Origin of the sequence: Streptomyces sp. NPDC059142, from assembly GCF_042755665.1 — a bacterium.
Taxonomy (GTDB): domain Bacteria; phylum Actinomycetota; class Actinomycetes; order Streptomycetales; family Streptomycetaceae; genus Streptomyces.
Genome location: NZ_JBHZDA010000025.1, coordinates 2,213 through 7,877 on the forward strand (window position 1 = coordinate 2,213; position 5,665 = coordinate 7,877).

Consider the following 5,665-nt stretch of genomic DNA (forward strand, 5'->3'; position numbering starts at 1 on the left):
TCTGCACCCCGCCCGCCCGGGCGCGCGGGGGCAGGGCGGCCCCGGCGCCGCGGCCGGGGCCCCTCCGACGGGTCAGGGGCGGGGGCCGGGGCCGGGCCGGGCGGGGCGTGCGAGGACGTGCCGGGACGGGCCGGGCGGGGCGTGCGGGGACGTGCCGGGGCGGGAGCCGCCGGTGCCGGTCAGCCGCCGGGGCCGGTCAGACGCCGGGGCCGGTCAGACGCCGGGGCCGGTCAGACGCCGGGAGCGCCGGGGGTCCCGGGCGTACGGCGCAGCACGCGCAGCGTGTCCGTGACCGACACCTCGGTGAACTCGCCGGACGCGAGCGCCCGCGTCCAGACGCGGTACGGGGCCTGGCCGCCGTCCGCCGGGTCGGGGAAGACGTCGTGGATGACGAGCAGCCCGCCCTCGGCGACCCGGGGCGCCCAGCCCTCGTAGTCGCCGCTCGCGTGCTCGTCGGTGTGGCCGCCGTCGATGAAGACCAGGCCGAACCGCCCGTCGCCCCAGGCGCGCGCCACCTTCGGCGAGCGGCCGACGACCGCGATCACCTGGTCCTCCAGACCGGCCCGGTGGAGGACGGAGCGCAGCACGGGGAGCGTGTCCATCAGGCCGGAGGCGGGGTCGACCAGCTCCGGGTCGTGGTACTCCCAGCCCTCCTGCTGCTCCTCGCTGCCGCGGTGGTGGTCCACGGTGACGACGACGGTGTCCGCGTCGCGGGCCGCCGCGGCCAGCAGCAGCGTGGAGCGCCCGCAGTAGCTGCCGATCTCCAGGAGCGGCAGCCCGAGCTCACCGGCCTCGGTGGCCGCCGCGTACAGGGCGAGCCCCTCGTGGACGGGCATGAACCCCTTCGCCGCCCCGAAGGCGGCGAGGACGTCCGGCGCGGGGCCGGACGCGGGCCCCGGCGCGGGCACCCCGGTCGTCGTCCCCGCTGTCTCCGTGGTCTCCGTGGTCTCCGCCGTCTCGGTCGGCGTCTCGGTCGTCGCTTCGGACGGGGCGGCCGCTTCGGTCATGGGCTCTCTCCTCGGGCGGGGTCCGGCGGTGTGCCGGACGGGACCGCCGGGCGCGTCCATCGTGCCGTACCGCCGCGACCGCACCGGGGCCGGGGCCGCGCGCCCCGGCCGCACCGCGCCCGGCGCCGTCAGGTGGTGACCGCGGAGCTGGGCTCCTGCGCGACCTGACCCTGCCCGAGGACCAGGTCGACCGCGACGGGGACCCCGTCGCCCCGGTACTCCGCCGGGCAGGCGTGCGACGCGTACCCCGAGGCCGTACCCGCCAGGACATAGGGCCCGGCGCCCGGCGGCAGCAGCGTGTAGCGGCCCTCCGCGTCGGCGGTGGCGCGGCCCGCCTGCCGGCCGCGCCGGTCGATCAGCGTGACGTTCGCCCGCGCGACCGGCGCGCCGTCCGCGTCGAGCACCCGCCCCGTGAAGCCGCCGGAGCCCGCGATCAGGGTCGTACGGTGCTCGGCCGGCGCGTAGCCGCTCTCCTCGCCCGCCTCCGGGAGCTCCGGCCGGACCGCGGGCCGCTGTCCGGGCAGGAACAGCGCCAGCACCAGACCGATCAGCACCGCGCCGGTGGCGATCAGGAACGAGATGCGGAAGCCGTGCATCGACGGGAGCGCCATCCCGCCCGACTGGACGGAGGTGTGGGCCAGCACCATGCCGATCACCGCGCTCGACATCGACGTGCCGATGGAGCGCATCAGGGTGTTCAGGCCGTTGGCCGCGCCGGTCTCCGAGGGGTCGACGGCGCCGATGATCAGGGCGGGGAGCGAGGAGTACGCGAGTCCGATGCCCGCGCCGAGGACGATCGAGATGATCACGGTCTGCCAGGCGGCGTTCATCAGGCCGAGGCCCGCCCCGTACCCCAGCGCGATGATCAGCATCCCGATGATCAGCGTGACCTTCGGGCCGCGCCGGGCGGATATCCGCGCGTACAGGGGGGCGGTGAGCATCATCGTCAGGCCGAGCGGCGCCACGCACAGGCCCGCGACCACCATCGACTGACCCAGGCCGTACCCGGTCGAGGCGGGGAGCTGGAGAAGCTGCGGCAGGACGAGGGTGACCGCGTAGAAGGCCACCCCGATCATGATCGAGGCGAGGTTGGTGAGCAGCACCTCGCGGCGCGCGCTGGTGCGCAGGTCGACCAGCGGGGCGGAGCTGCGCAGCTCCATCACACCCCACAGCAGCAGGATGACGGCGGCCAGACCGAAGAGCCCGAGCGTGGTGCCGGAGGTCCAGCCCCAGTCGCTGCCCTTGGTGACCGGGAGCAGCAGGGAGACCAGCCCGGCGGAGAGCCCGATCGCGCCGAGCCAGTCGAAGCTGCCGGGGGCGCGGACGGAGGACTCCGGTACGAAGGCGACGGTGAGCCCGATCGACAGCGCGCCGAGACCGGCGGCGGCGAAGAACAGCGCGTGCCAGTCGGCGTTCTGGGCGATCACCGCGGCGACGGGCATGGCGAGTCCGCCGCCCACGCCGATGGACGAACTCATCAGCGCCATGGCGGAACCGAGCTTCTCGCGCGGCAGCTCGTCGCGCATGATGCCGATGCCGAGGGGTATCGCGCCCATGGCGAAGCCCTGGAGCGCCCTGCCGACGATCATGATCACGAGGTCGTCGGTGACACCGCAGATCAGCGAGCCGACCACCATGACGGCGAGGCTGGCGAGCAGCATGCGCCGCTTGCCGAAGAGGTCGCCGAGCCGCCCCATGATCGGGGTGGAGACGGCGCCCGCGAGCAGGGTCGCCGTCATGACCCAGGTGGCGTTGGCGGGAGCGGTGCGCAGCAGGGTGGGCAGGTCCTTGATGACCGGGACGAGCAGGGTCTGCATCACGGCGACGGTGATGCCCGCGAAGGCGAGGACGGGGACGACGCCGCCGGAGGTGCGGGGGCGCGGATCCGGTAGCTCCGGGGCGTGCTGATCGGTCGTCGTCTGCGGCATATGTGCGGCCTCCGGGGCAGAGAAGAGAGAGGTAGGAGAGATCGAGGTCGGTGCGCGGGGTGCGCGGGGTGCGCGGGGGTGGCTGCGCGCGGGCGTGCGTGCGTGCGTCAGGTCGTACGGGCCGTGTGCGGGACGTGCGTGTGTGGTGCGGCGTGCTTGCGTGCGTGGTGCGGCGTGCGTGCTGCGGCGTGCGTCGGGGTGCGGGCCCCGGTGCGGCTCTTGACCCGACCGGGCCGGCCGCCAAGTGCGTGCACCATGAAAGCTTCTCAGTCCAACCCGGCGTGCCGCCTCCGTATTCCGGCCCGGGCGGCCCTGTTCCGGTGAACGGTAGGTGAACGGACCGGCCCCCGGCCCACCGGAAGCTCCGGCTCCGGCGAAATATCCATGTACGGGGCACTCGTCGGCTGCGACCATGACGGCCATGGTCCGAGCCTCCTCAGAGTCAGAACGCGATGCGACAGCCGCTGCCGAACCCATATCCGCCCCTCCCGGCCGCGCCGGACCGGGGGCCCGCACCTGGGCCGTGATCCTGGCCGCCTGCGCCGGGCAGTTCCTCGTCGTCCTCGACGTCTCCGTGGTCAATGTCGCCCTGCCGTCCATGCGCGCGGACCTCGGGCTCTCCGCACCCGGGCTCCAGTGGGTCCTCAACGCCTACGCCATCGCGTTCGCCGGGTTCATGCTGCTCGGCGGGCGCGCGGCCGATCTCTTCGGCCGGAAGCGGACCTTCCTGGCCGGGCTCGCGGTCTTCACGCTCGCGTCAGCGGCCGGCGGATTCGCCCAGGAGGGGTGGCAGTTGATCGCCGCCCGCGCGGTGCAGGGGCTCGGCGCGGCCGTACTGGCGCCCGCGACCCTGACCATCCTCACCTCGGCCGTGCCCGCGGGCGCCGCCAGGACCCGCGCGATCGGCACCTGGTCGGCGGTCGGCGCGGGCGGCGGCGCGGCGGGCGGTCTGGTCGGCGGCCTCCTCACCGACCTGCTCTCCTGGCGCTGGGTGCTGCTGATCAACGTCCCGGTCGGCGTCCTGGTCCTGGCGGGCGCCGCGCTCTGGCTGACCGAGTCCCGCGAGACCACCGGCCGCCGTCTCGACCTGCCGGGCGCGGTGCTGGTCACGACCGGGCTCGCGGCGGTGGCGTACGGCATCGTGCAGACCGAGGAGCGCGGCTGGGACCGGGCGGTGACGCTGCTGCCGCTGGTGGGCGGGGTGCTGCTGCTCGGGGCGTTCGTGGCGGTGGAGGCGCGGACGAAGGAGGCGCTGATGCCACTGGGGGTGTTCCGGATCCGGGCCGTGGCGGCGGCCAACGCGGCGCTGTTCGTCTGCGGCACGGCCTCCTTCAGCATGTGGTTCTTCATGACGGTGTACGCGCAGAACGTCCTGGGCTACACACCGCTGGAGGCCGGGCTCGCGCTCGTCCCCAGCTCGCTGAGCGTGGTGCTCGGCTCGAAGCTCGCGCCGCGGCTGATGCCGTGGACCGGGGCGCGCGGTCTCGCGGTGACCGGGACGCTGGTGGCGGCGGCCGGCTTCGGCTGGCAGTCCACGATGACCGCCGACGGAACGTTCCTCTCGGTCATCCTCGGCCCCGGCGTCCTGATGATGGCCGGCCTGGGCCTGGCCACCACCCCGCTGGCCGCCCTCGCCACCGGCAGCGCGGCCCCCGGCGACGCGGGCCTGGTCTCCGGCCTCGTCAACACCTCCCGCACGATGGGCGGCGCGCTCGGCCTCTCCGTCCTCTCGACCGTCGCGGCCTCCCGCACGGCCGGCGGCACGGGGCCGCAGGCGCTGACCGAGGGGTACGCGCTGGCCTTCAGGACGGGGTGCGGGGTGCTGCTCGGGGCGGTGGCGCTGATGCTGCTGTGGCTGCCGCGCGCCTCGTCCGACGACTGACGCGCGGGAGGCGGGCGGTACGCGCGACACCGGACGAGAGCGGTCCGTCAGAGCCAGCCCTGGCGGCGGGCCGCCCGTACCGCTTCCATCCGGTTACGGGTGCCGGTCTTGCCGATCGCCGCCGACAGGTAGTTCCGTACCGTCGACTCGGACAGCCGCAGCTCCTGCGCCATGTCGGCGACCGTCGCGCCGTCCACGGACGCGTTGAGCACGTCCCGCTCCCGCGCGGTGAGCGGGCTCGGGCCGGCGCTCAGCGCGGCGGCGGCCAGGGCGGGATCGATCACGGTCTCGCCCGTCAGCACCCGGCGGATCGCGGCGGCCAGCTCCTCCACCGGGCCGTCCTTGACGAGGAACCCCGCCGCGCCCGCCTCCATGGCCCGCCGCAGATAACCGGGCCGGCCGAAGGTGGTCAGGATCAGCACCCGGCACTCCGGCACCTCGGTGCGGAGCGCGGCGGCGGCGTCCAGCCCGCTCAGACCGGGCAGTTCGATGTCGAGCAGCGCCACATCGGGGCGCGAGGTCAGCGCCGCGTCCACGATGGCGTCGCCCCGCGCCACCTGGGCGACCACCTCCAGGTCCGCCTCCATCCCGAGCAGCAGGGCGAGGGCGCCGCGCAGCATGCCCTGGTCCTCGGCGAGGAGGAGTCGTACGCACTTGGCGGGACGCTGGTCCCGGGGCATCTCCGTCACGAGCACAGGTTAGGACGGTGGCCGCCGCGCGGCGCCGCGACGTCAGCGGTCCGGTGGACGGCCCGCCGGGCGCCCGCGCGCCGGACCCCCCCCCCACCCGGCCCCCCGGGGGGCCGTAACCCCCCCCGCCCGCCCCCGGTCCACACACGCAGCCCGCCC

General features: G+C 75.3%; 4 protein-coding genes. 1 reads left to right on the plus strand and 3 read right to left on the minus strand.

The genetic code is table 11. The annotated features are described in order from the left end of the window. Nucleotides 1–230: 230 nt before the first annotated feature. Both ACFXPK_RS12370 and ACFXPK_RS12375 read right to left on the minus strand, forming a co-directional pair. On the minus strand, nucleotides 231–836 hold the full coding sequence (locus tag ACFXPK_RS12370; RefSeq protein WP_385074561.1) for a class I SAM-dependent methyltransferase: 606 nt from the start codon (nucleotides 834–836) through the stop codon (nucleotides 231–233). 299 nt (nucleotides 837–1,135) lie between these two features. Beyond that, complete coding sequence (locus tag ACFXPK_RS12375; protein WP_385074442.1) at nucleotides 1,136–2,935, minus strand: MFS transporter; 1,800 nt, start codon at nucleotides 2,933–2,935, stop codon at nucleotides 1,136–1,138. Between the two features lie 412 nt (nucleotides 2,936–3,347). Here ACFXPK_RS12375 and ACFXPK_RS12380 point away from each other — a divergent pair, with 412 nt between their 5' ends. Then, complete coding sequence (locus tag ACFXPK_RS12380; RefSeq protein WP_385003950.1) at nucleotides 3,348–4,817, plus strand: MFS transporter; 1,470 nt, start codon at nucleotides 3,348–3,350, stop codon at nucleotides 4,815–4,817. Between the two features lie 47 nt (nucleotides 4,818–4,864). On the opposite strand, the gene ACFXPK_RS12385 is transcribed toward ACFXPK_RS12380, so the two are convergent. Continuing rightward, nucleotides 4,865–5,497, minus strand: a complete 633-nt coding sequence (locus tag ACFXPK_RS12385; protein ID WP_385074564.1) for a response regulator — start codon at nucleotides 5,495–5,497, stop codon at nucleotides 4,865–4,867. Between the last annotated feature and the right edge of the window lie 168 nt (nucleotides 5,498–5,665).

Bases quoted from the DNA above. Each gene is read 5' to 3' on its own strand.
- ACFXPK_RS12370 (WP_385074561.1), bottom strand. From the start codon at position 836: ATGCCCGTCCACGAGGGGCTCGCCCTGTACGCGGCGGCCACCGAGGCC.
- ACFXPK_RS12375 (WP_385074442.1), bottom strand. From the start codon at position 2,935: ATGCCGCAGACGACGACCGATCAGCACGCCCCGGAGCTACCGGATCCG.
- ACFXPK_RS12380 (WP_385003950.1), top strand. From the start codon at position 3,348: ATGACGGCCATGGTCCGAGCCTCCTCAGAGTCAGAACGCGATGCGACA.
- ACFXPK_RS12385 (WP_385074564.1), bottom strand. From the start codon at position 5,497: ATGCCCCGGGACCAGCGTCCCGCCAAGTGCGTACGACTCCTCCTCGCC.